The organism is Tardiphaga sp. 813_E8_N1_3 (assembly GCF_051811025.1).
Lineage (GTDB): Bacteria > Pseudomonadota > Alphaproteobacteria > Rhizobiales > Xanthobacteraceae > Tardiphaga.
Map to the genome: position 1 here is coordinate 3,317,367 of NZ_JBPWQE010000001.1, position 21,973 is coordinate 3,339,339.

General features: G+C 63.4%; 24 protein-coding genes. 9 read left to right on the forward strand and 15 right to left on the reverse strand.

What is annotated here, in order from left to right:
* Positions 1-14: 14 nt before the first annotated feature.
* From AB8A33_RS15870 to AB8A33_RS15880, 3 genes are read right to left on the reverse strand one after another with little or no spacing between them, the layout of a single operon-like run.
* Complete coding sequence (locus AB8A33_RS15870) at positions 15-1,085, reverse strand: DUF2793 domain-containing protein (RefSeq protein WP_439093609.1); 1,071 nt, start codon at positions 1,083-1,085, stop codon at positions 15-17.
* A 7-nt stretch (positions 1,086-1,092) separates the two neighbouring features.
* The gene (locus AB8A33_RS15875; RefSeq protein ID WP_439093610.1) at positions 1,093-4,947 is read right to left on the reverse strand and encodes a baseplate multidomain protein megatron; all 3,855 of its coding nucleotides are present in this window, start codon (positions 4,945-4,947) and stop codon (positions 1,093-1,095) included.
* Complete coding sequence (locus AB8A33_RS15880; protein WP_439093611.1) at positions 4,947-5,387, reverse strand: NlpC/P60 family protein; 441 nt, start codon at positions 5,385-5,387, stop codon at positions 4,947-4,949. Before AB8A33_RS15880 ends, AB8A33_RS15875 begins: the two co-directional genes overlap by 1 nt.
* A 192-nt stretch (positions 5,388-5,579) precedes the next feature.
* On the opposite strand from AB8A33_RS15880, the gene AB8A33_RS15885 reads away from it, so the two are divergent.
* The 3 genes from AB8A33_RS15885 (at position 5,580) to AB8A33_RS15895 (ending at position 8,005) form a co-directional block, all read left to right on the forward strand.
* Complete coding sequence (locus tag AB8A33_RS15885; protein ID WP_439093612.1) at positions 5,580-6,002, forward strand: GFA family protein; 423 nt, start codon at positions 5,580-5,582, stop codon at positions 6,000-6,002.
* 19 nt (positions 6,003-6,021) lie between these two features.
* The gene (locus AB8A33_RS15890) at positions 6,022-6,546 is read left to right on the forward strand and encodes a DUF3455 domain-containing protein (protein ID WP_439093614.1); all 525 of its coding nucleotides are present in this window, start codon (positions 6,022-6,024) and stop codon (positions 6,544-6,546) included.
* A 268-nt stretch (positions 6,547-6,814) separates the two neighbouring features.
* Positions 6,815-8,005 carry a helix-turn-helix transcriptional regulator gene (locus tag AB8A33_RS15895; RefSeq protein WP_439093615.1) on the forward strand — a complete coding sequence of 397 codons (1,191 nt, stop codon included), beginning with the start codon at positions 6,815-6,817 and terminating at the stop codon, positions 8,003-8,005.
* A 41-nt stretch (positions 8,006-8,046) separates the two neighbouring features.
* Here AB8A33_RS15895 and AB8A33_RS15900 read toward each other — a convergent pair whose 3' ends face one another.
* A complete protein-coding gene (locus AB8A33_RS15900) occupies positions 8,047-10,698 on the reverse strand; it encodes an autotransporter family protein (RefSeq protein WP_439093616.1) in 2,652 nt (883 codons plus the stop codon).
* Between the two features lie 435 nt (positions 10,699-11,133).
* Between AB8A33_RS15900 and AB8A33_RS15905 the strand changes: the two genes are divergently transcribed.
* Together AB8A33_RS15905 and AB8A33_RS15910 are read left to right on the forward strand one after the other, a co-directional pair.
* Entirely contained in the window at positions 11,134-11,274 is a 141-nt protein-coding gene (locus AB8A33_RS15905; protein WP_439093617.1) for a hypothetical protein, read from the forward strand.
* A gap of 397 nt (positions 11,275-11,671) precedes the next feature.
* Complete coding sequence (locus tag AB8A33_RS15910; RefSeq protein WP_439089636.1) at positions 11,672-13,159, forward strand: DUF1254 domain-containing protein; 1,488 nt, start codon at positions 11,672-11,674, stop codon at positions 13,157-13,159.
* 90 nt (positions 13,160-13,249) lie between these two features.
* On the opposite strand, the gene AB8A33_RS15915 is transcribed toward AB8A33_RS15910, so the two are convergent.
* Positions 13,250-14,116: a DUF2163 domain-containing protein gene (locus tag AB8A33_RS15915; RefSeq protein ID WP_439093618.1), complete on the reverse strand. Its 867-nt coding sequence runs from the start codon at positions 14,114-14,116 to the stop codon at positions 13,250-13,252.
* 99 nt (positions 14,117-14,215) lie between these two features.
* Between AB8A33_RS15915 and AB8A33_RS15920 the strand changes: the two genes are divergently transcribed.
* On the forward strand, positions 14,216-15,784 hold the full coding sequence (locus tag AB8A33_RS15920; protein ID WP_439093620.1) for a serine hydrolase domain-containing protein: 1,569 nt from the start codon (positions 14,216-14,218) through the stop codon (positions 15,782-15,784).
* Positions 15,785-15,816: 32 nt separating this feature from the next.
* On the opposite strand, the gene AB8A33_RS15925 is transcribed toward AB8A33_RS15920, so the two are convergent.
* The 8 genes from AB8A33_RS15925 to AB8A33_RS15960 form a co-directional block, all read right to left on the reverse strand.
* Positions 15,817-16,455, reverse strand: coding sequence for a phage distal tail protein, Rcc01695 family (locus tag AB8A33_RS15925; protein WP_439093621.1), 639 nt, complete (start codon positions 16,453-16,455; stop codon positions 15,817-15,819).
* Between the two features lie 12 nt (positions 16,456-16,467).
* Positions 16,468-17,034 carry a phage tail tape measure protein gene (locus AB8A33_RS15930; protein ID WP_439093623.1) on the reverse strand — a complete coding sequence of 189 codons (567 nt, stop codon included), beginning with the start codon at positions 17,032-17,034 and terminating at the stop codon, positions 16,468-16,470.
* On the reverse strand, positions 17,027-17,242 hold the full coding sequence (locus AB8A33_RS15935; protein WP_439093625.1) for a rcc01693 family protein: 216 nt from the start codon (positions 17,240-17,242) through the stop codon (positions 17,027-17,029). The genes AB8A33_RS15930 and AB8A33_RS15935 overlap by 8 nt, the downstream gene beginning before the upstream one ends.
* Positions 17,239-17,565, reverse strand: a complete 327-nt coding sequence (locus tag AB8A33_RS15940) for a gene transfer agent family protein (protein WP_439093627.1) — start codon at positions 17,563-17,565, stop codon at positions 17,239-17,241. The genes AB8A33_RS15935 and AB8A33_RS15940 overlap by 4 nt, the downstream gene beginning before the upstream one ends.
* 10 nt (positions 17,566-17,575) lie before the next feature.
* Positions 17,576-17,983, reverse strand: coding sequence for a phage major tail protein, TP901-1 family (locus AB8A33_RS15945; protein ID WP_439093628.1), 408 nt, complete (start codon positions 17,981-17,983; stop codon positions 17,576-17,578).
* A gap of 13 nt (positions 17,984-17,996) precedes the next feature.
* Positions 17,997-18,407 carry a DUF3168 domain-containing protein gene (locus AB8A33_RS15950; RefSeq protein ID WP_439093629.1) on the reverse strand — a complete coding sequence of 137 codons (411 nt, stop codon included), beginning with the start codon at positions 18,405-18,407 and terminating at the stop codon, positions 17,997-17,999.
* Between the two features lie 78 nt (positions 18,408-18,485).
* Positions 18,486-18,806 carry a head-tail adaptor protein gene (locus AB8A33_RS15955; protein WP_439093631.1) on the reverse strand — a complete coding sequence of 107 codons (321 nt, stop codon included), beginning with the start codon at positions 18,804-18,806 and terminating at the stop codon, positions 18,486-18,488.
* Positions 18,803-19,372: a head-tail connector protein gene (locus tag AB8A33_RS15960; protein ID WP_439093633.1), complete on the reverse strand. Its 570-nt coding sequence runs from the start codon at positions 19,370-19,372 to the stop codon at positions 18,803-18,805. The genes AB8A33_RS15955 and AB8A33_RS15960 overlap by 4 nt, the downstream gene beginning before the upstream one ends.
* A 172-nt stretch (positions 19,373-19,544) precedes the next feature.
* Here AB8A33_RS15960 and AB8A33_RS15965 point away from each other — a divergent pair, with 172 nt between their 5' ends.
* The 3 genes from AB8A33_RS15965 (at position 19,545) to AB8A33_RS15975 (ending at position 21,046) form a co-directional block, all read left to right on the forward strand.
* Positions 19,545-20,264 carry a S1 family peptidase gene (locus AB8A33_RS15965; RefSeq protein ID WP_439095946.1) on the forward strand — a complete coding sequence of 240 codons (720 nt, stop codon included), beginning with the start codon at positions 19,545-19,547 and terminating at the stop codon, positions 20,262-20,264.
* A 95-nt stretch (positions 20,265-20,359) separates the two neighbouring features.
* Positions 20,360-20,680: a hypothetical protein gene (locus tag AB8A33_RS15970; protein ID WP_439093635.1), complete on the forward strand. Its 321-nt coding sequence runs from the start codon at positions 20,360-20,362 to the stop codon at positions 20,678-20,680.
* A 156-nt stretch (positions 20,681-20,836) separates the two neighbouring features.
* The gene (locus AB8A33_RS15975; RefSeq protein WP_089267048.1) at positions 20,837-21,046 is read left to right on the forward strand and encodes a hypothetical protein; all 210 of its coding nucleotides are present in this window, start codon (positions 20,837-20,839) and stop codon (positions 21,044-21,046) included.
* A 72-nt stretch (positions 21,047-21,118) separates the two neighbouring features.
* Here AB8A33_RS15975 and AB8A33_RS15980 read toward each other — a convergent pair whose 3' ends face one another.
* On the reverse strand, positions 21,119-21,430 hold the full coding sequence (locus tag AB8A33_RS15980; RefSeq protein WP_439093636.1) for a hypothetical protein: 312 nt from the start codon (positions 21,428-21,430) through the stop codon (positions 21,119-21,121).
* Between the two features lie 174 nt (positions 21,431-21,604).
* Positions 21,605-21,973 carry a DUF2019 domain-containing protein gene (locus tag AB8A33_RS15985; protein ID WP_439093637.1) on the reverse strand — a complete coding sequence of 123 codons (369 nt, stop codon included), beginning with the start codon at positions 21,971-21,973 and terminating at the stop codon, positions 21,605-21,607.

The window sequence follows — 21,973 nt, forward strand, 5'->3', positions numbered from 1 at the left end:
GAAATCGTTGTCCGTTACGCGACGCGGTGGCCGTAGAAGCTGTTCTGCGCGGCTGCGACATAACCGTCATTTGTCTCCATCGCGGCCCATACCGAAATGGCATCGCCAGCAGCGAGCTTGAGCAGCGTTTGGCCGCTCAGCATCGTCCTGTTGCTGATGAGCGCCGACGACGTTTGCACGCGCGTATCGTCGAGCAGCTCGATGCCGTTCTTGTACATGGCTGCCGTCAACATGGTCGGCATCGCCGCATTGGCCTTGAACATCACGCGGAAACCGAGCGCATAGATGCCAGCGACCGGCGCGACGAACTGATTGGTCGCGGCATCGAAGACGCTCTGGTCGTTATGCCCCGTATTGTTGAACTGTACCTTGGTGAAGGTGTTCGCCGCGCAATATTTGTCGAAGTTCAGATAGGCTAGAAACTTCGGCGACTGCTCGAAACTGGCCTGCCCGCTCGTCTTGTCGATGACCAGGGCAGTGCGATAGGTCACGCCATCGGCGGAGACCTTGATCGAGAGGTCGTCATTGCCGAGCAGGCCGATCAGTGCGCGCGGCGAATAATTCGACTGCAATGTAAATCCGACATCCTTCGTCGCATTCAGCTTGTTGAACGTCACCCGAAGGTCGCCGCTGCCGGGTGTTACGTCGTCATGCGACAACAAAACGGCATCGGACTTGACGCTGAAGCGGTTGCTGCTGTCGGCCGCTGTGTTGACGCCGAGATGCTCGATATTGTCGAGCGCAAGGTTGCGCAGATCGCGCCACAGCGCGCCGTCGAACACCATCATCACATCATCGGCAATCGACCAGACGCACCAGCCGGCTTTCGGCACGAGGAAAGCCCAGGTACCGTCCTGCCATGTGGCAATGGCCAGCCCATGGCCGCTCCAGGCCCCTGACGCCCCGGCCGCCACGATATGCCGCGCGCCCTCGGCCGGCGATGTCGGCGGAACGGTCCGCGTCACATCGAGTACCGAGATCTGGATCGCCGCGTCGAGAATGCGCAGCGCCTCGTTATGGGTGACGTGTTTCTGCGCCTGCCCGCTCTCGATGAAGGGCAGTTTGAGATTTGGCGTGTCGGTCATATCGGCCTCAGAGTGTCAGTGTCAGTTCCGTGGGATGTCCGGCCCCGACGGTGCCGGACAGCTGTGCGACGCGCAGATGCAGGCTCGGCTGCGGCGCACCGAAATCGGCGACTTCGTCAGCCACTGCATAGAGCGCCTGCGCTGTGGTGCAGGCGATGCTGCGGACGACGGAACTGCCTGAGAGAATCTCCAGCCGGTACGCCTCGCCGTCTTCGCCAAGCGGCACTTCCGCATTCCAGCCATCGCCATCGAGACGCGTGCGCCTGATCCATGAGATCTGGATGCCATCGAGCTTACGAACAGCTTTCACATGCATGGGCGCCAGCGGCAGCAGCGCGCTGCGATCGGGCGTCAGCACCAGCGCGACGGCCGAGGCATCGTCATGGCTGCGGCCGTTGCCGACGACGCGCAGCGACAATGGGCGTTCGAGTGCGTCCAGCCCCCGTGCGATCGGCACCAAGCTTCTGTCGAGCATCACGAATGGCGCGCCAACCGGTAATAGCGCTGCCATCGCGGATTCCGAACCCGCCTGCCCGCGCAGCAGCCGCGACAGCTTGTAGGTGTTGGCCTCGACCAGTTCGGCATTGGCGAACTGGATGATCTCCCAATCGCCATCCGCATTCCGCACCGCTGCGGAATTGCTGCCGCCGAGCACCCGCGCGTCCGACAGCGAAGCCAGCGCGCCGCCATAAAGCCGCACGCGGCATGTACTGGCATTATCCCATCGTGCCGTCGGCCCGGCCGGCAGCGCATCCAGTGTCTCGCCGATCACCGCAGGCGTCGCCGCGACCGCGGCCACCTGGAAACTTGCACCATCCTTCGATTGCCAGATCACCACCGAGCCCGGCCACGGATTGGCGAAGACAGCGAGCCGCGTCAGCACATCGGCATTGGCGCCGTCGATCACCGGCAGATTCAGCGTGATCGCCTGCACCGGCCCGAGCGCCGCCGGCACCGGCGGCAGCTTGATCTCCGGCGCCAGCAGCGGCACGGCAAACACGTCGGGATCGATGCTGTGCGCTGTCACCTGCCGCGCCTGCGTATCGACCAGCCCGCTGATCTCGAACAGCCGCCGCCGGTCATTCAGCGTCAGCGCGATCACATCGCCCGGCGCCAGCGCCAGCGCATTCATCCCGACCGCGAACTCCGCACGCTCGCGCCCGGCCCAGAGGTCCTGCAGCCAGACCTCGGCGCGCTGCGTCGCCGCCGTATCGCTGGTGATGACGGCGAGATCGGCATGCAACATCCGGCTGGCGCCGCCGGTGAGTTTGCGCGATGACACCGCCGAGCGCCGATAATCCGTCAGCGCATCGCTGAAGCCGATGCTGACCTGAACAGGCAATTCGGTCTCCTGCGCGCGCACCAGCCGCGCCAGCGCGCCGTCATCCGGCGCCACCAGATCGTCTTCAGTGAATTCCGCCACAAGCGGCCCGCCGCGCGGGATGAAGCGCAACGTACCATCCCCCGCCGTCGCATCGAAAGCGTAGGCCACCGACAGCGGCTCGATCATCGCCCGCGGCGCCATCGGCCGGTCCACGACATAACCATCGCAGCCGCCTGACAGCGCCGATGCATCGACCTCCGTCACGCCGGCATCAACAGCAAGCCTGTCGATCAGCGCATCCAGCGGCGCGCCGCCGAGCCGGCCGTTCAGCCAGTGGCCGGTATGCCAGTTGGCGCCATCGCCCCAGATGTCATCGGCCGCGGGAAAGATCGGATAAGGCCGCGAATCCCAGGTCCAGACATGAATGGCCGATACATCGATCATCCGCCCGCCATAGAGTGGCGAAACCGGATTCTCGGCATCACTTGCGCCGAAAACCGGATCGAACACAGAGAGCAGTGCTTCCAGATGACGCCGCTGCATCAGGTCGTCGCGGGCGCCGCTGGAGAAATACGGCGCAAAATTCTCCGACGATTTCGGATCGGGAAACACGCTCGGCTGGTTGGCGCCTTTGTCAACGGCGGGACAGCCGACTTCCGTCAGCCAGATCGGTTTGCTGCGCGGGACCCATGCCGTCGAACTGCCGAGCTCCGCATGGCCGACGCGCTCGTGATGCGCATTGCCCCACCAATTCCAGAGATCCTTGACGCGATGGATCCACGGCTTGCCGAGCCCGTCCGTGATCGCAACACGTTCCTGCGCATCGCGGGCGCCATCATCCGGATAGTACCAGTCATAGGCCTCGCCGGCCGCCACATTGCCGCGCAAGTAAGCGCGATCATAGATCGTGGTAGCGAGATCGCGGTCGAGATGATCGGCTTCGTCGCGCCAGTCGGATAGTGGCGCGTAATAGTCGATACCGACCGCATCGATCGCGGTCGATGCCCAGAGCGGATCGAGCGGAAAACGGATCTCTGACGCGTCACTGGTTGCGACATGCGCGCCGTATTCGGTCCAGTCCGCGCCATAGGTCACCACCGTACCGCCCCCGACGATCGTCTTCACGTCGGTTGCGAGCGCGATCAGTTGAGCGACAGCGGGATAGTTGCCCGACGCCGAGCGCACGCGCGTCAGCCCGGGCAATTCCGAGCCGATCAGGAAGCCATCGACGCCGCCGGCAAGCGATACGAGCTGCGCATAATGCAGCACCATCCGGCGATAATTCCAGACACCGCCGGCAAAGAAATGATCGACCTGCGCGCCGGCCGTTGCGGTGCCGTCAGGCGAGCCCGGCTGGCCCGGTGCGGGATCGCAGGTGATGCGGCCGCGCCAGGGATAGGCCGGTTGCGCGCCCGCCCCGCTCCACGGATCGGGCAAGCTGTTGCCATCAGGCACATCCATCATCACGAACGGATAGAACGTGATCTTCAGCCCGCGCGCTTTCAGCTCGCCGATCAGATGCACGACGCTCTCATCGGACGGCGTCCCGCCAAATGCCGCACGTCCGTCGATTTGCGACACCATATAGGCGGAGGGTCGCGTGACGCCAGCCACCGACCACGACAGCGGGCTGGTGGTCTTGGCGGGGTTGTCGATGCCCGGCCGCACCACGCAGTAGTCGGCGCGCAGATCAGAACCGAACCACGCCACGACAATGGCGACACGTTGCAGGTTCGGGCACAGGCCCTGCAGATCATCCAGCGCCGCCACCACATCGGACCGCGCCGAACCGTGATGGCGGTTCTCCGGTGCGGATTGTCCGGGACCGAGCAGTTGCACCACCGTGGACGGTTCATAGCCGAATTCGGTGGTGCCGGGGATCAGCGTCACCGCGCGTACCATCGCTTCGAGCAGACCGATCGGCCGGATGATCTCGAAGGACAGCTGCGGAATCCGGTTGCCGAAATTCGCCAGCGGCAGGTGCTCGAACACGACATAAGCCAGCCCGCGATAGGCCGGCGCGTTGCCCGCGCCCTCTTTGGCAACGATCAGCCCGTCCGGCATCTGGTCTTCGGTGCCGCGATAGACGCGAAAATTGATACCGTCGAGATCGAGCGGCTTGCCATCGGCCCAGATCCGCCCGACGCGGCCGATCACGCAGTCGCAAAGACCCACCGCAAAATTTGCGAAGTAACGATAGGTCGTCGTCGTTGTCGTCGGGCCGCCGCCCAGACCCTTGCCGCCGTCGGTCGGCACCGTCTCCGACGTCCCGACTTCCTCCAGTGGTGTTGCCCAGATCACCTGCCCGCTCAGCCGCGCACGGCCATAGACGCGCGGGACTGGCGCCCCTTCGGTCGACGCCATCACATCGAGATCGGCCAGTTGCGGACCGCTTGTGGTCTGATCGCCGGAACCGAATAGCGCGCTATCGATCGCACCGCCGAGCGCCGCGCCGGCGAGCTGGCCCGCGATCGCGCCGATCGGCCCGAACATCCCGCCGATGGCGCCGCCGGCCGTGGAGAGCACCAGTTGCGACATCAGCTCACTCCGGGAAAGCGAAACGCATAGGCCAGACGACGACGCCACCACGGTGTCAGCGCGACCTCGCACACGGCGGCGCCGTCATGGGCGTGAATCATCGTGCCCTCGCCGCTCGCAATCGCCGCATGTTTGGCAACGAAGCCGTCGCGCCAGCGAAACAGCAGGACATCGCCACATCCGAACGCATCGATTCCGATGGGCACGAGATGACGCAACGCCGCCTGTGCCAGTGCCTCCTCGCCCCGCGCCTCGGCCCAGTCCGGCGCATAAGGCGGCGGTGTTTCCGGCTCATCGCCAATGCAATGACGCCAGACGCCGCGCACGAGGCCGAGGCAGTCGCATCCTACATGCTTCACCGAAGCCTGATGCTGATAGCGCGTACCGATCCAGTCGCGCGCCTCGCTGACAATGGCGGCGCGCGTGAGCGTTTCGATCATATTGTCTGTCCCGCAATCCATGACTGCACTGCGCGCCACGTCACCGTCTGACCGCATTTTGCGACGACACATCTTGTGATCGGCTCTCATTCGATCGAATGACGCTTCGCCGCGCGCGCCGCTGCTAGCAGCATGCCCGGCGCGCCCGCTTCGCAGCGAGGCACGATGCACAAGCAAGAGGAAACGAGAGCAATGACACATGTTGGAAAGTGCTTCTGCGGCGCGGTCGAACTGGAAGTGGACGGCGCACCGGAGGCGATGGGTTACTGCCACTGCAGTTCGTGCCGTTCGTGGTCCGGAGGTCCGGTCAATGCCTTCAGCCTGTGGAAGCCGAGTGCCGTGCGGATCACTGCAGGCGCCAAGCATATTGCAAGCTTCCAGAAGACGCCGCTCAGCCAGCGCCAGTATTGCAGCAAATGCGGCGGGCACCTGCTGACCAATCATCCGACGTTCGGCCTGGTCGATGTCTTTGCGGCGACCATCCCGACACTTCGTTTCGAACCCGGTGTCCACGTCAATTATGCGGAGGCCGTGCTGCCGATGAAGGACGGCCTGCCGAAGCTGAAGGATTTTCCGGCGGAGCTCGGCGGCTCCGGCGAGGTCGTCGCTGAATAGACATCACGCGCGAGGTCCCATGAACGATCACATGAATTGCAAAGTGAAATGCAGACTGTTCGGGGCGGCGCTCATCGCCGCCCTCGCCGCGCTGACGCATGCGGTCGCGGCTCAGGTGCCATCCGAGATTGCCGAGCCGGATGCCACGATCGTCGCGATCTATCACGCGGAGGGCGCGCAGGTGTATGAGTGCATGGCCGCCTCCGACGGCAAGCTCACCTGGACCTTCCGCGAGCCGACCGCCACGCTGTTGTCCAATGGACTGACCGTAGGCCGCCACTATGCGGGCCCGCATTGGCAACTCACCGATGGCAGCACGCTGGGCGGCAAAGCGGTTGGCCGCGCACCAGGTAAAACCGCGAGCGATATCCCGTGGCTCAAATTGACGGTGACTGACCGGCATGGCGACGGCAAGCTCGCAATGGTCGACGTGATCCAGCGCATCAACACCAAAGGCGGCGTTGCCGCCGGTTCATGCGATGATGCCGGCCAATTTCTCAGCGTGCCCTATTCGGCAGACTACGCGTTCCTGCACAAGGATTGAGTGTTCCGCATCAGTTGAATTTGGTTCAAATGACGGCGCCGCAAGCGCCGTCATTTTGCTATCAAAGACCGATCGGCGCACGTCCGTGATTTTCGATTTATTCCGCGCATCATTCGGAAAATATTTCGCATGCTGAAACACAGCTTCTGCGCGTTCGGCAACGACATCGCCGCCGGAACCACATAGCTTTCCAATCACGCATCGTCGGTGTGCCGGCATAGGCACGCATGCAAAGGTGCATGCTCACCTTCCCGAGAGATAGTTGCAAATGACGTCAGTGACTCCGCTCTGGCCGATGGCCGCCCGGCTCGCATCGCCTGATCTCGCAGAAGGCGCAGAACAGCTCAGCGACCTGATCGGCTGCATCTACGACACTGTCCTCGACTCGTCGTCCTGGACGAATGCGATCGAGCGCGCGATGCAATTCGTCGGCGGCGTCGGCGCCAGCCTCTATACCAAGAATGCAGCCATGCCGTCGGGGCATATTCTCCATGTGGTCGGCATTTCCGCGGACTATCAAAGCTCCTATTTCGACAAGTATGTTGCGCTCGATCCCACCACGACCGTGCAGTTCTTCGCAGAGATCGATGAACCGATTGGGATCGAGGACATCCTGCCTTACGCGGAGTTCAAGCAGACCCGCTTCTACAAGGAATGGGTGCAGCCGCAGGGACTGGCGGATTGCATCAATTCGGTGCTCGACAAGTCCATCACCAATGTCGCCATGTTCGGCGTGTTCCGGCACGAGCGTGACGGCGTCGCCGATGAGCGCGCACGTCACCGGATGCGGCTGATCGCGCCGCATATCCGCCGCGCCGTGATGATCGGACGCATGTTCGATCTGAAAGCCGCCGAGGCCGCGACGCTAGCGGATACGCTCGACGGGCTGAGCGTCGGCCTGTTCCTCGTCGATTCCGCTGCGCGCATCGTCCATGCCAACTTTGCCGGCCATGCCATGCTCGACATAGCGGATGTGCTGCGCGCCTCCTCCGGCCGCCTCAATGCTCGCGACAGCCAGGCCGATCGCGCCTTGCGGGAGGCCCTCGCCGTCGCCAGTGAAGGCGACAGCGCGCTCGGCACGCGCGGAATCGCCATGCCGCTCGTCGGCAGCACTGGCGAACGATACGTCGCGCATCTCCTGCCGCTGACATCGGGAGCACGGCGACAGGCCGGACTGGTCTATTCAGCCACGGCGGCTTTGTTCGTGCGCAAGGCGGATATCGACGCCACCTCGCCGCCCGAACTCATCGGCAAGACATTCCAGCTCACACCGTCAGAGCTTCGCGTCCTGCTGGCGATCGTCCAGGTCGGCGGCGTGCCGGAGGTCGCCGCAGCGCTCGGCGTCGCCGAAACGACGATCAAGACGCATCTCAGCCGCCTGTTCTACAAAACCGGCACCCGGCGGCAGGCGGATCTGGTCAAGCTGTTCGCCGGCTATGCGACGCGCGTGATCGGATGAGCGCCAGATAATTTGCCGCGAGTATGTCGTAGCGCGTTCGCTCACCAGACGATGCGGAAGCCGCCAGTGCCCTTGTAGCTGTGGTTCGCCGCCGCGTCCTCGAGGCTCGCGCTATACGAGACCTCGCCGAACACCGCGTAGCGGCCGTTGGCCCAGCTATAGGTGCCGCCGCCGCCGATGCTGCCCCATAGCCGGTCTTGCGCGCTGGCGAAGCCGGTGCCGGCGACATCGACACGGGTGCCGTTGAGAAATTCGTAGCGCAGATTGCCGATGCCGTAGATATCCGAGCGCACGATGCCCGCGCCGTCGTTCCAGGTCTTCTGGTGATTGAGCGCAAGGCCGGCGCGGCCGAGCAGGCTGTCGCCATCGCGCAACGATACCGGCGCGCCGAACCGATCGAAGAAGCGATCGAACTCGGCCTTCGAATAGGACAACTGCGCCTGCGGCGTCAGCGACCAGCCGTTGCCGACCGCGAACCGCTTGCCGGCTTCGGCGCTGAAAGCATAGCCCACCCCTTCGTTGCCGTGGGTCAGGCTGCCGGCCAGCACCGAAGACAGATCGCTGCGATAGAACATCGATTGCGCCTGGCCGTCGACATAGAAGCCGTTGTCGCCGAACCAGGTCAGCGTGCCACCGACACCCGAACCTTCGACGCGGATGCGGCCATTACCGAAGACCGATGCGACATTCGCTGTGGTCAGGCCATATTGCCCGGTGAGACCGACGATCAGCCTTCCGCGCTCGTTCTCCATCAGGAGACCGTCGAGGCCCGCCTGCACCTTCAACTGGTCGGCTTTATAGGTCGAGCCCGTGGTGGTGGAGGGCTGCAAATCGGATTGGCCGCCCTCGATGCGGCCCCAGAACGCCGTGGGCGCCGAAGAGCCATCGCCTGGTGCCGGTGCGACACCGGCGCGCGCCATGGCATCGCTGCCGCCCCAATAGCGATTGCCGACGCGCTGCTGCATGGTCGGCAATTCGTTCATGCCGAGCAGCACCTGCGCATAGTTTTCGTATAGCGGGACGCCCGGCTGATACAGCGGCATAGCCGACATCGGCGGCGGCGGATTGACCAGGCTGGAGCGCAGATACCAGTCGCCATCGGTCGGCGTGCTCACGCCGTTCTTCTGCAGCGTATAGGCATAGGCGCCGCCGACCACGGCCTGCTGGCCCTGGATCACATAATCGCCGAGCAGCGAGAACGCGCCGTTCGATGCGCCGGCGACATCGACGATCTTGATGCCTTCGACGGTCTGCGCGCCGCCGCCGCCGAGATTGATCACCCGCACATTGGTGCTGCCTGCGGTGTTGCCCGTGACGACAAGCCGGTCGGTCGGCGAGGCATCGCCGCCCAGCACGGATTCGATCTGCAGCGTTCCGCCGTTGCCGGTGTAGCTGCCGGCGACAGTGAGCGTGCCGATGGAATTGCCGGGCGCCACGATCCCCGCATTCGATGTATCGCAGACCGTACCGATGCCTTGCAGCGTGCCGCCGGCCAACACGGTCATGGCGCCGCAGACGCTGCCGTTGACCGCCAGCGTGCCGCCGTTCACCGTGGTCCCGCCGGTATAGGTGTTGACGCCTGAAAGAATCTGCTTGCCGCCGCTGACCGTCAGAGCGCCGGTGCCGGAGATGACACCGGAGAACAGATCGTTCTTCGCATTGGTGATCGTCAAATCCTTCGTGCCCAGCGTGACGGCGCCGCTTCCCGCGAGGCTCTGGATGCTTGTGCCGGCCGCCGTGATACCCGAGACATTGAAGGCGCCGTCCGCGATGACCCTGCTGGAATTGGCGATGGCGCCGGCGCCCGACAGCGCGAGGCCGCTGCCGGCCACGATCCGCGTTTCGCCGGAATAGGTGCTGTTCGCCAGAAGGCTGAAAACCGTGCCGCCGGTGATGGTCAACCCGCCGATGCCGCTGAAGCCGGATGTCGCGTCCGTGCCCACGGTGAAGCCGTTGGTATCGATGGTCAGCCCGCCCGCGAGAAGGTTGAGCTCTCCGGGATTGAAGCCGTTGATGAAGGTCGCATTGTTGGCCCTGGCACGCAGAATGCCATTGTCGAAGTTAGCCTGGCTCGCGCCGGCGCCGCCCCGCAGGAATTGGGTCTCCAGCGTGCCGCCCCCGCTGACGTTGAGCGTGCCGGAAGACGAGGCGCCGTTGCCCAGGGTCATGCCGGCCGCCGCGACGACTTGGCCGCCGTTCTGAATGTTCACCGTGCCGGTACCCAGAAAGCCGACAGACACAAGTCCGCCGGCCAACCATTGCGACCCGGGTCCGGTGACAGTGAGGATGCCACCGCTTGTGGCGTTAAGTCCGAACCGCGCGATGCCGGTTGTCAGGGAGCTGCCGTTCTGGATCGTCAGGTTGCCGAACGTTCCAGCGTTGTTGCCGAGAATCAAACTCCCTGTCGCCCCGATCGCCGGACCGCCGACGCCGAGGATAGTCGCATTTGGTGACGTCGTATTCACGTTCGTGGTGCCAGCTCCGGCGGGAACGGTTCCGGCTGCCCAGTTGGTCGCGAGCGTCCAGTCATTGCTGACGGCGCCGCTCCAGTCTGAAACTTGTGCTGCTGCTGGTGCGGCAAACAAGGCCGTGAGCGCCGTTGCCGAGGCGCTCGCGAGCAGCAAGTGGAACCAGCGCGCTCCGTGGCTGGCAGATGGGGATCGCCGCGCGCGATCCAGAGTCTTCTGGCGCATGTCATCTGGTTGTCGTCGGATTGCTACTTCAACCACGCATTCGCGCATGATGCTCGTTCCAGTTTCGATGTGGTCCACATCGTTCGAGGATGCGGATGTTTGTTGTCGTTCGGTCGACGAGAGATATCCGTGAAACTAGGCGAGCAGAAACAGTCCGACAACAATCGAATCGTGTTCACCCAAAGGTACATGCGGTGTGTGTCGCAAGCGCAACGAAAGACGCTTAACGAAGTCTTTCGCGATCGGATGCGGTTGGCACATCGCAAGCTCAATCTATCAGTGCGTGCGCTGGTTCGATGTCTCCCGCGTCGGAACGTGGCAACGCACGCAACAGACGAATGTGAAGTCGCATCAGCCGTTCGTAGGACGCTTGATATCACTGCTCCATCGATGATGAGCCACGACAAGCGCATCTCTCATCCGGATGGACCACCGATGGTATTACTCGAACGTCTGCTCTACGCTGCCGCGATCACCTGTTTCGTGATCGTCCACTACATCGCCCTGCAGCGAATCGATGCCGTCGCATCACATGCGACCCACCCGCCATCCGTCACCCTGCAGGGGACGGATTGATCGTGCTCATCCCCACCCGTCCCTGGCGTCGGGTAACTCATGACGAAATCGTTGCCGGGAATATCGGGGAAGCCGCGGAAATGATCGACATTGCCGATACACCAAGAAGCTGTTCGGGGCCGGAGAGCGACCGACGAGTAACCCTGATCTTCATCGCGTAGCGATGCTGCTCCTCAGCGAGTGGCTACAACACGCCACCCATATTCTCGTGGTGTTCGTCATCAGATAAGTTGCGACGGATCGAGCTCTTTCGAAACGACGCCAAGTGTCAGAAGCAGACTTGTCCTTCGATGGGTCAGCTTTTCTGTCGTTTCAATTTGTCGCGCCAATTCTAGTACCGGTTGATTCTCTCTTCTCGGTGTCGCAAGCTGTGGGCCACGAGTTAAGGAGGCACCCGATGAAAATCGACGACTCCAACACAACGAAAATGCGAGATAATTTTTCGAACGATCGCACAACCGTTGGCCGCCGCGATCTATTGCTGGGCGGTAGCTGTGCGCTCGCGGCGTCAACCCTCATTGGCGAAGCATTAGTCCATGCAACGCCAGCCCAAGCGCAAACGCTTGCGGCTCTTCCCTCCGACGAGATCAGCGAGGTAGCAATCAGCGCCTACATCTACGCCTATCCCCTAATCCTCATGGAAATAACGCGCCGGGTCAGCACCAATGTCGCCGATGCCAGCCATTTCGGTAAGGCACCGATGAATCAGTTCGGTCATCTACCAGCATTTCCTGACGCCACCTTTACCGACGTGGTGCGTCCGAATGCTGACACGCTCTACTCGCTGATGTGGTTTGACGTGTCGGAAGCTCCGCTGCTGATAGGCGTGCCCGACTCGGGCGGGCGTTACTATCTACTGCCAATGCTGGACATGTGGACCGACGTGTTTGAGTCCACTGGCAGCCGAACGACCGGCACAAGCGCACAATACCTTCGCATAACGGGGCCGGACTGGCGAGGCGACGTTCATCCCGAGGCCATCTCCATTCGAAGCCCGACCGCAATTGGCTGGATCATCGGGCGCACACAGACCAATGGCAAAGCCGATTACGACGCCGTGCATAAGTTTCAAGCCGGACTAGTCGCTACGCAGCCGGGGCGCTTCGCTACTCAGCCGCCCAGCAAGATCAACCCCGATTGGGATATGAAGACGCCGCCCACGGAGCAAGTGGAGAAGATGACTCCAGCGGCCTACTTTTCGTTGTTTGCGGAGCTGGCGAGGACCAACCCGCCTCACGCGAACGACTATCCGATCCTTGACCAGATGCGGCGCATTGGAATCGAGCCGGGCAAACCATTCGACTTCAAAAGCGCATCACCCGAAGTGCAGCGCGCGTTAAGCGATGCTGGCCCGGCAGCAACGAAAAAGATCAAAGCACAGTTTTTGCGCGCCGGCATGGCGCATGCTGGATGGCGCACAAACCTCTCGGCGGTCGGGACTTATGGCGCGGATTATCTCAGCCGGGCCGGAGTCGCTTTTGCCGGTCTCGGTGCCAACACCATCGAGGATGCCGTTTATCCAACGGCGCTCACCGATGCCGATGGTAAGCCGTTCAGCAGCGACAATCGGTATGTCCTGCATTTTGAGAAGAACCTGCTTCCCGCGGTGCGTGGCTTCTGGTCCCTTACAATGTACAACGAAAAGCAGGCCTTCGCGGCCAATCCGATTGATCGCTACGCCATCGGAGATCGCGATAAACTTTCGTTCAACCCCGACGGCTCGCTCGACCTTTACATCCAGCGTGAGACGCCCGGCAAAGAGAAGGAAGCAAACTGGCTACCGGCACCTGCAAGTGGCCCATTCACAATGAACATGCGTCTCTATTGGCCGAAACCCGAGGTTCTCGACGGAAGCTGGCAACCGCCGGGCGTAAAGCGCGTGTAAGTCTGCTCTGAGTCCACCTCGGGTCATTTGCTACAGGGGCAAACGCTTCGTCCGCCATCGCCCAGCATGCAGGCGACAGACTGATCAGGATCATCCCCCGCCCGTCCCCGGCGTCGGGTAACTCATGACGAAATCGTTGCCGGGAATCTGCGGGAAGCCGCGGAAATTTTCGACATTGCCGAAGCGATTACGGCAGGTCGCCAGCGTCTTGTCGCAGCCGGCCGTGACTGTGAAAGCATCGCCGGCCGCGATCGGCTCCGCCATGGCCTGCCATAGCGACAGCCGCACATGGCCCGGCGTGACGCGGTGCTGCTTCACTTCCATGGCCAGCCCGGCATTGCCGCCGCTTGTCCATGTCAGGCGCCCTGCGGTGAACAGCTCATCGGCAAACGCATCGAGTCCGCTGGCCGAGAACATCGAGGCACCCTCGAGCGCCGCCACCGCGCCAGCGCCTCGCCAGCCTGCGAGATTGATGCGACATTTGCCGTCGCCGAGGTCGGCACCGCAGCGCGCCGTATAAAGCCGCCCGCTCTCCTGCGACAGCAACGCCGCAAGCCCGCGCAATTCCGCGATGAATGCGGTGCCTTCGCGCTTCACTTCGCCTAGCGTACCGCGTGCCGTGAGCACGCGCAGCGAAGTGTCGCTCCAGTCCACCAGCCAGGTCTCCACCTGCGCGGCATCGTAGCGCCCCGCCGCGAGATCGGCGTCGGTGAGGATATCGTCGTCCAGCGCGCCGGCGATATCGCCGCCGTCCACCGACAGATCGAAGCGGCTTGTGGCTTCCGACGCCGCGAGCCCGGTGCCGGCGCGATAGGTGACGCCATTGATGACGAGATCGCAGTCGTGATCGGTGAAGCCCGCAACGACGCCATCGCGCCGCGTCAGTTTCCACACCTGCGCCAGTGTGGTGACGCCGGAATCCAGTTTGGCCTGAAGTGCGGGCGGGATGCTGCGCATGATTGGATCCTGAAACGTTGTCGTTGCGCGCGACCATCCTTCGCGCTCTAATTGCTCTCACAATAGCGGCCCGATAAGCCGGGCACAGGGAGCGGACGGATGCTGCGACAACGCCTTGCCGGGATCGCCGTGCTCGCGGCAATCGTCACATCGATCGTTAGTCCTGCGACGGTCACTCCCGCAGCCAGCGCGCCAGACGCAGAGCGGGCGGCGAATACGCCATGGCCAACCAAGGGCTGGCAGGTCGCAACACCGGAATCGCAAGGGATGGATTCCGGCAAGCTGGCCCAACTGATCGATACCGTCGGCGCACGCCAGCAGGACAGCCTGTTGATCGTCCGGCACGGCAGGCTGGTCGCCGATGCCTATTACGCGCCCTATGTGGCCGGCCTGCGCCACGATCTACGCTCGGTGACCAAGAGCGTCACCGGGACGCTGATCGCCATCGCATTGAAAAACGGGATACTCGACAGTGTCGATCACCCGGTCGTCGATCTGTTCGCCGACAACCAGATCGACAAACTGAATGATCGCAAGAAGGCCATCACGATCCAGCATCTGCTCGACATGACTTCCGGCATCGCCTGGAAGGAGGAAGCCTATACATCCGACGAAACGCTTGACCGGATGTATCGCAGCAAAAATCCGACCGAGTTCGTGCTCGGTCAGGAGATGAGCCGGGCGCCAGGCGAGCGGTTCTATTACAACAGCGGCAATCCCTATCTGCTCTCCGCGCTGATCAACAAGAAGACCGGACAGAACGCGCTCGAATTCGCCAAGCGCGAATTGTTCGGACCGCTGGGCATTACCGACATCGACTGGGGCCGCCCCGACGCACAGGGCGTGACCGATGGCGAAGCCGGGCTCTATATCCCGCCGCATGACATGGCAAAGATCGGTTATCTCTATCTGCAGAATGGTGTCTGGGAAGGCCGCGAGTTCATTCCGCCGTCATGGGTCGATCGCGCGGCCGAGGGCAAGATCGTCGCAACTGCCGACAATCATTACGCCAATCTGTGGTGGTCGATCCCTGAGAAAGGCGCCTATATGGCGCGTGGTCTGCACTCGCAGCTGATCATGGTTTTGCCGAAACTCGATATTGTCGCCGTGTTGACCGGCAGCATGCGCAAGGATGAATTCTATCCGACCCGCCGTCTGATCGACGACATCGCCGGCGCAGTGAAATCCGAGAGCGCCCTGCCCGACGATCCCGTTGCGCAGGCGCTGCTGGCCGCATCGATCCGCAACGCGGCAACGCCGCGGCCGTCGCCGCTCGGCCTTACGCCGGAGCTGGCCAAAGACATCTCCGGCAAGACCTACCGCTTCACCGAAAATGCAATCCGGGTCGGGACCTTTAGCCTGAACCTGGTCGGCGACAGCCCGTCATGGGAGATCACCACGGTCACAGGCAAGCCCGAGCAGACACGCCGCTTCACGGGCCCGCTCGGACTTGACGGCAATTTCCGGACCGGTTCTCCCGTCAGCTATGGCGTCGATGCGGTCCGCGGGCGATGGACGAACGCCAATACCTTTGTCGTCGAGCGCCGCATTCTCGGCCACAGCGAAACGCAGTCCTGGACGCTGACTTTCGAGGGCAAGAAGGTCACGGTCAATTTCGAGAATACCGACAGCTACAAGCTCGAACTGCACGGAGAGACTACCGACTGAGTGTCCGCCGCACCTCGCGACCGATGCGCCTGCTAAATTCTGATCTCCACCAGCGGAATTTTCGGGATTGCACCGGCGGCAAAGGCCGACAGATCGACTTCGAGATAGTCGGTATCGAAACGCACGGGCACATCGAACTGGAAGCCGGCTGTGATCGCGGCGCCCGCCGCCGGAATGTGCCCGCTGGCGAATGTCACCAGCCCCGTCGTCGCGTCGCAACTGAAGGCACTACTCACCACCTCATTGCCGCCAACGGCGATCCGCACACTTCCATCGACGGGCTTGGTGATCGGCCGCTGATATGGCGCAAAACTGCTGCCATAGGTCTTCATCAGTTGAAACGAGGCGGTCGCGCCGTCACCGATCCCGATGCCCTGATCGCGGGGCGAAATCGTTTCGCCTGAACTATTCGACGTCTGATCGAGCCGGTCGCGCCAGCGAAAGCCGTGCAGTCGTCCCCGCCGTTCCTCGAAGAACGCCACCACGCTCTGCAGCGCCGCCAGCGTCCTGGTGCCGTAGCCCGCATCATAGCGGCGGCGCGAATGCGCCCAGCGTGCGTTGCGCTCCTCGCGCCCGGAGCCGAACGACACGATCTCCGTGCGCCGCTCTGGCCCGCCTGCGCTTTTCAGCGCGATATCGAGCGGAAACAGAATGTCGTGAAAAGGGATCATGCCGGATATCCATCACAAACTGCGCTGCCCGCGCGCGACGGCACGGACGATCTGGCCGGTCACGTAGTTCTCCGAACGGCGGAAGCCGTCGAGATCCGGCGTCGCGATCTGCACATTGATGGTGTTGCCACCGCCCTGCGTGGCGACGCCGAGGCTTCCGTCGGCGGCGCGTCGCAGCGGCATGATCGCTTCCGGTCCGGATTCGCCGGCGAGACCCGTGCCGCCGCCGGGCATCGGAAAATAACTGGGCGTGCCGATCACGCCGCCGGACGCGAACGCCTTCACGCTGTTGCTCGCGCTGGACTTGCTTCCGCCGAGCAGGCCGGACACCAGTGCCGAGATGCCCGATGTCGTGGCACCTGCGCCGGCCTGCAGCGCGGATTTCGTCGCCAGGTCCGACATCTTCAGCGCCAGCGACTTCAACACGTCGTCGAACTTCTGGCCCGATGCGACCGAACTCGAAAAGGCCTGGGCCATGACTTTCGAGAAAGTCGTCGCGGCGGATGTCAGGCCGGTGGTCTTCGCCGTCATGCTGTCGAGCGTGCCGGACGCCGCACTGAGGTCACTGGTATCACTCATGCAGGGGCTCCCCGGAATCCGGAAACTGTGTCATCAGTGCGTCGAGCGCGGCGCGATCCATCGGCATCGATACAGGCCCACACACCGCTGCGATGGCATGCGCCAGTTCGCGCGGCGTCATCCGCCAGAACGCGTCGGGTGACAGCCGGAGCACGCCAAAGCCGAACTGCATCGCCTCGGCCCATGGAAACGGAGCAGGCTGAGTCATCGCGCGGCCTGCGGCGTGTCGGTGAAGGTGGCTGATATCAGTTCAACGGCGATGCCGACAAATCCCGCCGCGCCGCCCGGCACTGTCAGGGCCGCGACCTCGTCGTCGCTGGTCGCTTCGCCCGCCCCGCGCAATCCGGCGCCGATGATGCGAATGAGATCGCGCGCCGACATCCGCCCGGAGCCGAAGCGTTCGGCGAGTGCCGCGAGGTCATCGGCGCCGAACGCGCTTTCGAGCTCAGCCAGCGCGCCGAGCGTCAGCACCAGGTTGCGGCTGCGGCCGCCGAGTTCGGCGGCAATTTCGCCGCGCAATCTGTTGGGCATGATGATCTCCTCACACCACCGCGAAGGTCAACGCGCCCGCCGATTCCAGCGCGAGATCGAAACTCACTTCGCCATTGTGTTCGCCGGCGAATTCGAGACTGGCGATCTGGAACAGGCCGGTGATATCGCCGAAATCCGGCACCAGGACCTGGCAATTGCTGATGGTGCCGTCGAAGAATGCCTGCCGCACCAGCGCATCGGAGGCGCCGTCCTTGAACAGGCCGCGGCCGGAGATCGACGCGCGGCGCATGCCGGCACCGGCCAACAGCTCGCGCCAGCGATCGACGGACTCCGCATGGGTGATATCGACGATCTCCGCATTGAAGGCGATGCGCCGGCTACGCAGTCCCGCCACCGTGACGAATGTCGTGCCGTTATGGATCTTGATCAGCAGATCCTTGCCCTTCTGTGCACCCATCGCTCAGCTCCCATTAATCCTCTGGTTCCGTGATCGCGCGAAACCGCACCACGGCGTGATAGGTCCGGCCATCGGCCTCGCGCCGGATGTCGGCGATGGCGAAACGCAGGTTGACCAGCCGATGACCATCAGGCGTCAGCGGCGCGTCATCCAGCGCCTGCAGCAGCGCGCCGGTGATGACATGCGCCTCCTTGTGGCCGCCCTGCCGCGACCAGGCATGCAGGGTGAGCTGATGCTCCTGCACTTGGCCGTCATCGGCGGAGACATCGACGATGCGCGCATCGCCGAGCGTGACATAGGGAAACGCCACATTCGCCGGCGGCTCGTCATAGACGCGATGACCGCCAAGCGCGAAACCCAGCGCCGTATCGGCCTTGAGCGCATCAAAAATCGCCGCGCGCAAGGCGACGTGAGCTGCGGGCATGGGAGGCTCCGTGAGAGCAAGGCGTTTTCGAGCGAAGTGGATGCCGGTTCGCGTGAAGAAAACGCGTCAAGAAAAACGTCAGTCGATGCGCCACTCGGCGTCGATCTCGACGAAGCGGCGATCATCGATCTCGCGCAACGCGGTGATGCGATAGATTTTCGTGCCGTCGATGAAGCGATGCCGCAGGGTCAGCGCGAAGCCGCCGCGCAGGATGATGCGCAGATGCACCAGCGCGCCATCGGCATCGGCCTCGACTTCGCGTGACATGCGCGCCGGCAGCACGGCGGCCCAGACGGTGGCGACGGCGCTGTAGCTGCGCGTAACGCCGCCCTGCCCGTCATCGGCCTCATCGGGCGCCTCGATCACCAGGCGCGTCTTCAACCGTCCGGGATCGATCATAGCGATAGCCCCCAATACGGCGCGATCAGCGCGTGCAGACCAGCGGGCTGCATCACGGCGGCGGTGCCGATCGCCGCGAGGCCACGATTGTCATACCAGTGCGCCAGCAGGATCTTCAGCGCATGAATGAGATCCGCCGGCACATCGCTCGCAAGCGCGCCGAAGCCGCAGATCGCGTCGAGCTCGATGCCGGCAACATTGCGCCCCGGTGCGGGCAGCGCCCAGCACGGCGCGGCGATGACATTCGCTGCCGCATCGACAACGAAGCTCTCGACCTCCAGCGCATGCGCCGCGCCGGCCGCATCGAACACCCGCGCCGCGAGCAGCATCTTGAGCGGCCCGATGCGCGGGCTGATGCGTCCATGCGCCGGCCACGCATCCAGCACGATGCGCCAGGTCTGCGTCAGCAGCGCCCGGCGTGTCAGCGCTTCCACATGCGCACGCGCCGCGGCGATCAGCGCGGTGATGACGGTGTCATCGTCGGCGTGCTCGACGCGCAGAAATTGTCTGGCCTCGGCAAGCGACAGCGGCTCGCCGGCCGGCGGCACCAGCAGAATGGCGGACATGGGGATCTCCGGGAGGCTCGTGTGACCAATCAGGGAATTGACATCGTGGGTCCGCGGGGCTGACATCCCCGCCATGATTCAGACAGGTTCCCGCACGCCGCCGCGCGCTCGCGCTATCAGGCACTCTCTCGCCATTGCCCGCATTGCCATTGCCAGCAGTCTCATCGCGTCAATGACCGTCCCCGCCTCTGCCCTCGTCGGCGGCGCCAGCGTGCGCGATGACGAGATCGGCCGCGCGGTGATCACCATTGTCGGCTCGCGCGGCAATTTCTGTTCCGGCGCGCTGATCGCGCCGACTTTGGTGCTGTCGGCGGCGCATTGCGTGACGCCCGGCGCCAGTTACAAGATCGTGCTCTATGACGCCCAGCGGCAGCCGCAATTGCTGGCGGTGAAGCGCGTCGCCGATCACCCGCAATTCAATGCGGAAGGCATCAAGGCGCATCGCGCCAGCGCCGATGTGGCGCTGCTGCAGCTCGCAGATCCCTTGCCCGGCAAGACCGCGCTGCCGCTCGGCGTGCCCACCGAGCCCTTCGCCGCCGGGCAGAATTATCTCGTCGCCGGCATCGGCGTCGCCGCGCGCGGCGACGGCAAGAGCGGCGGCACCGTGCGCGCGGCGCAGCTCACCTCCACCAGCCATCCCGGCAAATTGCAGATAAGACTGGTCGATCCCGCGACCGACAATACACGCGACGGCCTCGGCGCCTGCACCGGCGATTCAGGCGGGCCCGTGCTGCAGCAGCAGAATGGCCGCAACATCGTGATCGGCGTGGTGTCGTGGTCCACCGGCGCGAAGAGCAGTGCCGGCTGCGGCGGCCTCACCGGCGTGACGCCGCTGACGCTGTATCGCGACTGGATCCTGCAGACGGCGCGCGCCTGGGGCACGCCGCTCTGAGCCGCGTCCGACGCACCAGCGCCGCGCAAGCGAACCGTCGTTAAGATCCGTGAAAGGTTCTCCGCTATGATCCGCGAATCATGGAGACATCCCGCATGCTGCGCCCGTTCGTTCTTGCCGTTGCCGCGCTCGCGCTGATGTCCGGCGCGCAGGCCGCCGACATGGCCGGCCAGGGCCGCATCGGCCGCCTGTTCGACGAGCCGGTGGTGAAGAGCCGCCGCGCCGTCGTGATCAAGGACGAGCGGCCGATCGAAGAGCCGATCGTGCAATATGCGCCGGAGGTGGATATCTCCTCCATCGTGCATGGCTATTACGGCAAGCCGAATTCCTATTATTACCGCAACTATTACGGCACCCCGTCCGAGACGATCTTCAGCCGCGCGCCCTATGGCTGCGGCTATTACGGCTATTGCTGAGCGCGCGCGGAACGGGCGCGCCGGCCGCGGAGGCTTCAGACTGCGACAGCATTGCCTGCGACATTGTGATATTGGCGTCTCTCATTCTTGTGAACTGCATTTCCGAAACGCCTCCCTAGCTAGAGGGGTGCTTCAGAGCATCACGGGAAGCCGGTTATGGGAAAAGAAGAAAAGACCGAAGCCGAACTTGAGGAAATGATCGCCCAGCGCATCGTTGTCGGCGGCGTCTATGTATCGGTACGCAGGGATGCCCTGCTCGGCTGGCGGCCGATGGTGATCACCGCGCCGAAACACGCCACCTATGCGCAGCAGCTCGCCGACGAAGTGGCCGTGGAACTCCGCAAGAAGTTCGTGCTGAAGGATTGAACCTGTCCGCACCAGGAATTCCGGGCGCATGTCACCCCATGCAGCGCAGCAGTACCCATGCGCCCGTATCGCCTAGTCTTTCTTCTCGGTCACATTGCTGATCGTCTTGACGCCGTTGCTCTCGGTATAGGTCACCGTGACGCGCTCGCCGGCATGCAGCGACTCTGGAACCGTGCGCAGCCTGAATTTCTCCACCGCGCCCGGCGTATTCGCGCCGACAGTCTCGCCAGCCGGCGCCTGCTTGATCACCACTTCGCTGGTGGTGCGATCGAGGATGGTGACGACCCCCGTGAAGGTCTGGTCAGCAGCTTGAGCTGCCGATCCCGCAAAGAATCCCATCACGGCAATCACGGCCGCACACGCGACGCGTTCGGTCAGTCTCATTGTCGTTCTCCCAAAGCTTGCGTGAATGGAGGTAACGACGGCAGCGGGGGAATGGTTCCGTTTGGAACCAATTTCAAACGCCCGCGCAAAATCAGCAGATCCGTCGGCTGATTTCCTGCGGCCCCGTATAGATCGAACAGCAGAGCGTTTATTCCTCTGAACCGAAGGACCACCTCAGAGATCCCCGGCTTCATAATGTAGCGCCTGCTCGATGCTTTCATCGAAATGCTCGAGCGTGTAACTTGCATCAGCAGATTGGGGCAATCGGCCGGATTCCCGAATGATCTCTAGGGCCTTCCGCACCCGCTCCGGCGCCACCGTCAGCAGCGCGTAGGCAGTCATGAAGCGGACCTGAATATTGGGCGCCTCAAGCAGCGGTATCAATGCACGACGCTGATCGCCTTCACGGGTCCGAAGCTGCGCTTGGACCAACTTGATACGGTCATAAAGTCGATTGTAGCGAGCCGTCTGGAATGTCTCCACGGCTTCATGCTGTGCCAGCGCCAGCTCCGAAAATTTCTCGACCAGTTCGGCCGTAGTCAT

What these genes read in the sequence shown, in the direction of transcription:
- AB8A33_RS15870 (WP_439093609.1), bottom strand. Translation starts at nt 1,085, where the DNA reads ATGACCGACACGCCAAATCTCAAACTGCCCTTCATCGAGAGCGGGCAG.
- AB8A33_RS15875 (WP_439093610.1), bottom strand. Translation starts at nt 4,947, where the DNA reads ATGTCGCAACTGGTGCTCTCCACGGCCGGCGGCGCCATCGGCGGGATG.
- AB8A33_RS15880 (WP_439093611.1), bottom strand. Translation starts at nt 5,387, where the DNA reads ATGATCGAAACGCTCACGCGCGCCGCCATTGTCAGCGAGGCGCGCGAC.
- AB8A33_RS15885 (WP_439093612.1), top strand. Translation starts at nt 5,580, where the DNA reads ATGACACATGTTGGAAAGTGCTTCTGCGGCGCGGTCGAACTGGAAGTG.
- AB8A33_RS15890 (WP_439093614.1), top strand. Translation starts at nt 6,022, where the DNA reads ATGAACGATCACATGAATTGCAAAGTGAAATGCAGACTGTTCGGGGCG.
- AB8A33_RS15895 (WP_439093615.1), top strand. Translation starts at nt 6,815, where the DNA reads ATGACGTCAGTGACTCCGCTCTGGCCGATGGCCGCCCGGCTCGCATCG.
- AB8A33_RS15900 (WP_439093616.1), bottom strand. Translation starts at nt 10,698, where the DNA reads ATGCGCCAGAAGACTCTGGATCGCGCGCGGCGATCCCCATCTGCCAGC.
- AB8A33_RS15905 (WP_439093617.1), top strand. Translation starts at nt 11,134, where the DNA reads ATGGTATTACTCGAACGTCTGCTCTACGCTGCCGCGATCACCTGTTTC.
- AB8A33_RS15910 (WP_439089636.1), top strand. Translation starts at nt 11,672, where the DNA reads ATGAAAATCGACGACTCCAACACAACGAAAATGCGAGATAATTTTTCG.
- AB8A33_RS15915 (WP_439093618.1), bottom strand. Translation starts at nt 14,116, where the DNA reads ATGCGCAGCATCCCGCCCGCACTTCAGGCCAAACTGGATTCCGGCGTC.
- AB8A33_RS15920 (WP_439093620.1), top strand. Translation starts at nt 14,216, where the DNA reads ATGCTGCGACAACGCCTTGCCGGGATCGCCGTGCTCGCGGCAATCGTC.
- AB8A33_RS15925 (WP_439093621.1), bottom strand. Translation starts at nt 16,455, where the DNA reads ATGATCCCTTTTCACGACATTCTGTTTCCGCTCGATATCGCGCTGAAA.
- AB8A33_RS15930 (WP_439093623.1), bottom strand. Translation starts at nt 17,034, where the DNA reads ATGAGTGATACCAGTGACCTCAGTGCGGCGTCCGGCACGCTCGACAGC.
- AB8A33_RS15935 (WP_439093625.1), bottom strand. Translation starts at nt 17,242, where the DNA reads ATGACTCAGCCTGCTCCGTTTCCATGGGCCGAGGCGATGCAGTTCGGC.
- AB8A33_RS15940 (WP_439093627.1), bottom strand. Translation starts at nt 17,565, where the DNA reads ATGCCCAACAGATTGCGCGGCGAAATTGCCGCCGAACTCGGCGGCCGC.
- AB8A33_RS15945 (WP_439093628.1), bottom strand. Translation starts at nt 17,983, where the DNA reads ATGGGTGCACAGAAGGGCAAGGATCTGCTGATCAAGATCCATAACGGC.
- AB8A33_RS15950 (WP_439093629.1), bottom strand. Translation starts at nt 18,407, where the DNA reads ATGCCCGCAGCTCACGTCGCCTTGCGCGCGGCGATTTTTGATGCGCTC.
- AB8A33_RS15955 (WP_439093631.1), bottom strand. Translation starts at nt 18,806, where the DNA reads ATGATCGATCCCGGACGGTTGAAGACGCGCCTGGTGATCGAGGCGCCC.
- AB8A33_RS15960 (WP_439093633.1), bottom strand. Translation starts at nt 19,372, where the DNA reads ATGTCCGCCATTCTGCTGGTGCCGCCGGCCGGCGAGCCGCTGTCGCTT.
- AB8A33_RS15965 (WP_439095946.1), top strand. Translation starts at nt 19,545, where the DNA reads ATGACCGTCCCCGCCTCTGCCCTCGTCGGCGGCGCCAGCGTGCGCGAT.
- AB8A33_RS15970 (WP_439093635.1), top strand. Translation starts at nt 20,360, where the DNA reads ATGCTGCGCCCGTTCGTTCTTGCCGTTGCCGCGCTCGCGCTGATGTCC.
- AB8A33_RS15975 (WP_089267048.1), top strand. Translation starts at nt 20,837, where the DNA reads ATGGGAAAAGAAGAAAAGACCGAAGCCGAACTTGAGGAAATGATCGCC.
- AB8A33_RS15980 (WP_439093636.1), bottom strand. Translation starts at nt 21,430, where the DNA reads ATGAGACTGACCGAACGCGTCGCGTGTGCGGCCGTGATTGCCGTGATG.
- AB8A33_RS15985 (WP_439093637.1), bottom strand. Translation starts at nt 21,973, where the DNA reads ATGACTACGGCCGAACTGGTCGAGAAATTTTCGGAGCTGGCGCTGGCA.